Raw genomic sequence first — 2,625 nt, 5'->3', positions numbered from 1 at the left:
GGTCCACGCGCCCTGGCACCTCGCGCAGCTGCGCGCCGCGGGCGGTGCGGACGAGGCGCTCGGCGACCGGCTCGTGGCCCGCGTCGTCACGCCGGCCTGGGCGCAGGCGCTCGCGGCGTCGGTCACCGACCCGGTGCTCGTCGGCCTGCCGTACCGCGACGTGCTGGGCGAGCTCGTCGCGCGTGGGGACGGTGCCGCCGTCGAGCGGCTCGTGCGCGTGCTCGCCGCGACGGACGTGCCGGTCCTGCGGGGCGCGGTCTTCGAGGTGCTCACCGCGTACGTCGCGAACCGGCCGACGGCGGCGCGCGAGTTCCTCGTGCACCTGGCCACCGGCGGTGAGCGCGAGCTGCGCGCGATCGCGCTGCACGCGACGTGCCTCCTGACGCCCGAGGACCAGGCGGCCGCCTTCCGCGCCATCGTCACGACCCCGCGCAGAGACGCCGACGTCGGCTGGACCGGGCTGGTCAAGCGGGTCGTGCGCGGCGACGAGCCGCCCGACGAGCTCGGCCGCGCGGCCGCCTTCGCGCTGCACGCGAACGGCACCGCGGACCCGCAGCACCTCATCCGCTCCGTGCTCGGCGCCCTCGTCGCCGACGTGAGCCTGCGCCCCGGCGCCCTGCCGGCGTCCTTCGCCGTCGCCGAGCTCTTCGGCCGCGTGACCGTGACGAACTACGTCAACGGCTGCAGCGACCCTGACGTCGCCCGGCTCACGAGCGACCTGTGGAAGGCGCTCCTCGTGGACCGCCTCGGCCTCACCAAGGACCCGGGCCTCGCGGAGCGCGTGCTCGTCCAGCCCGCGATCGTGCACGTGCTCTCGCGGCGGATCCAGAGCCTGTTCAGCACCGACGACGGCGACGCCGCGATGGGCCCGCGCACGCCGGGCGCGGAGGCGGCGCATCGCGTGGTGGGCGCGCTGGACCCGGTCGTGCCGCTCGACGAGCTCGAGAGCGAGCTGCGCGAGCTCCTCGCCTCCGACGTCACGTTGTTCCGGATCCTCGCGGCGCTGGTGATCGGGGTGCACGCCACGGACCCGTCCGCCGGGGCCGACGCCTACGCGGCTGTCGAGCGTCTCGTGCGCCGACTGGCCGACGGCTCCCTCGGGGCGGACGCGCGGGCGCGCCGCTGGCTGCTGCTCGCGCACGCCGTCGTGCTGCCCGAGGCACCCGACCGCTGGGTCCCGCTGCTCGAGGACCTCACGCGCGCGGTCCTGGCCGAGCCCGAGCAGGACGCCGACGAGGCCGGACCGCTGCGGGGGCTCCACGTCTCCCTCGTCCCGCTCGGGCTCGCGTACGCCCGGGCCGGCCTCCCGCCGACCGTGCACGCGGAGGTCCTCGCGGGCACGGCCGACGCGTCCGACCCGAGACGGACGTGCTGCCTGACGGCCCTCGGCGTCGTCGGCGTCTACCACCCGGACGCGGCGCTCGGCGCGTTCGGCGCGTTCGACGACGACGGCACGCTGCCGCTCGCCGACGCGGTGCCCGCCCTTGCCCTCATGGCCGCCGTGCACCCGGTGCGCACGCGCGCGTGGCTCCTCGCGCGGGGCGAGCGCGGCGTGCTCGACGCGGTCTCGGGAAGCGTCGACGTGCCGGGCGCCGAGCGGTACCTCGAGCTGCTGGGGATGTACGCGAACGGCGTCCACCAGTCGCTGCACTACCCGAGGATGCGCACCGGGCTGTGCATGTCCGTCTTCGAGATCTTCCTGGAGGCGCGCAGCCCGAAGGACTGGGCCCGCCGTTACACCGACGCGGGGCTGACGATGCTGCGCGAGGCCGAGTACGAGCTCATCCGCTGGACGCAGCCGTGAGGTCGGGGCTCGGCACGGCGGCGCGGCTCGTCCGCGGGTCCGTCCTCGGCGTGACGTGGGCGTTCGCGCTGCTCGGGGTCGCCTCGGCGCACGACGGCGCGTCCTGGCCCACGGTCGCGCGCGTCCTGGTCGTCGCGACGGCGTTCCACGTCGCCGTGTACGTGTGGAACGACCTGCTCGACCTCCCGCTCGACCGCACCGAGCCGCGACGCGCGACGAGCCCGCTGGTGCTCGGCACGGTGAGCCCGCGAGCGGCGCTCGCCGTCTCTTCCGGCGCCGCGGTGGTCGCGCTCGTGCTGCTGACGAGCCTCGAGGCGGTCCTCGCCATGGCGGCCGGCCTGGCCCTGCTCGCCGCGTACGACGTGTGGGGCAAGCGCTGCGCCTTCCCGCCGCTCACGGACGCCGTCCAGGGCCTGGGCTGGGCCGCGCTCGTGTGGGCGGGCGCGGCGTCGGCCGGCGGCGCGACCGTGCTCACCGCCTGGCTCGGCGCCGCGGTGGTCGCCCAGATCCTCCTGGTCAACGGCGTCGTGGGCGCCGGCCGGGACGTCCCCAACGACCAGCGCCACGGGGCCCGCACGACGGCGCTGCTGCTCGGTGCGCGCGCCGAGGAGGACGGGGTGCGGCTCACCACCGCGCTGCGCGTCTACGGCGTCGCGCTGCACGTGCTGACGGTCGCGCTGGTGCTCGGCGCGCTCGCCGCGGGCGGTGGTGCGTCGCCGGGGCGGGTCGCCCTGGTGCTCGGCGGCGGGGCGCTGGCCGGTGTGGCGCTCGTCGGCGCGCTCACCGCCGCGGGTCGGGCGCGGGCATGGACGGCGGGGCTC

General features: G+C 77.0%; 2 protein-coding genes. Both read left to right on the top strand.

The features are described 5' to 3' along the window. Window positions 1–1,804, top strand: a 1,804-nt coding sequence (locus ICW40_RS19215) for a hypothetical protein (RefSeq protein WP_221655594.1), incomplete at its 5' end; no start/stop codon positions are given. Then, a partial coding sequence (locus tag ICW40_RS19210; RefSeq protein WP_221655593.1) for a UbiA family prenyltransferase occupies window positions 1,801–2,625 on the top strand: 825 nt, incomplete at its 3' end. The genes ICW40_RS19215 and ICW40_RS19210, both read left to right, overlap by 4 nt.

The sequence above is a fragment of the Actinotalea ferrariae genome (genome assembly GCF_019733465.1).
GTDB lineage: Bacteria > Actinomycetota > Actinomycetes > Actinomycetales > Cellulomonadaceae > Actinotalea > Actinotalea ferrariae_A.
The sequence above is the reverse complement of the archived record's forward strand: the minus strand, read 5'-3'. Positions and strand labels throughout refer to the sequence as shown.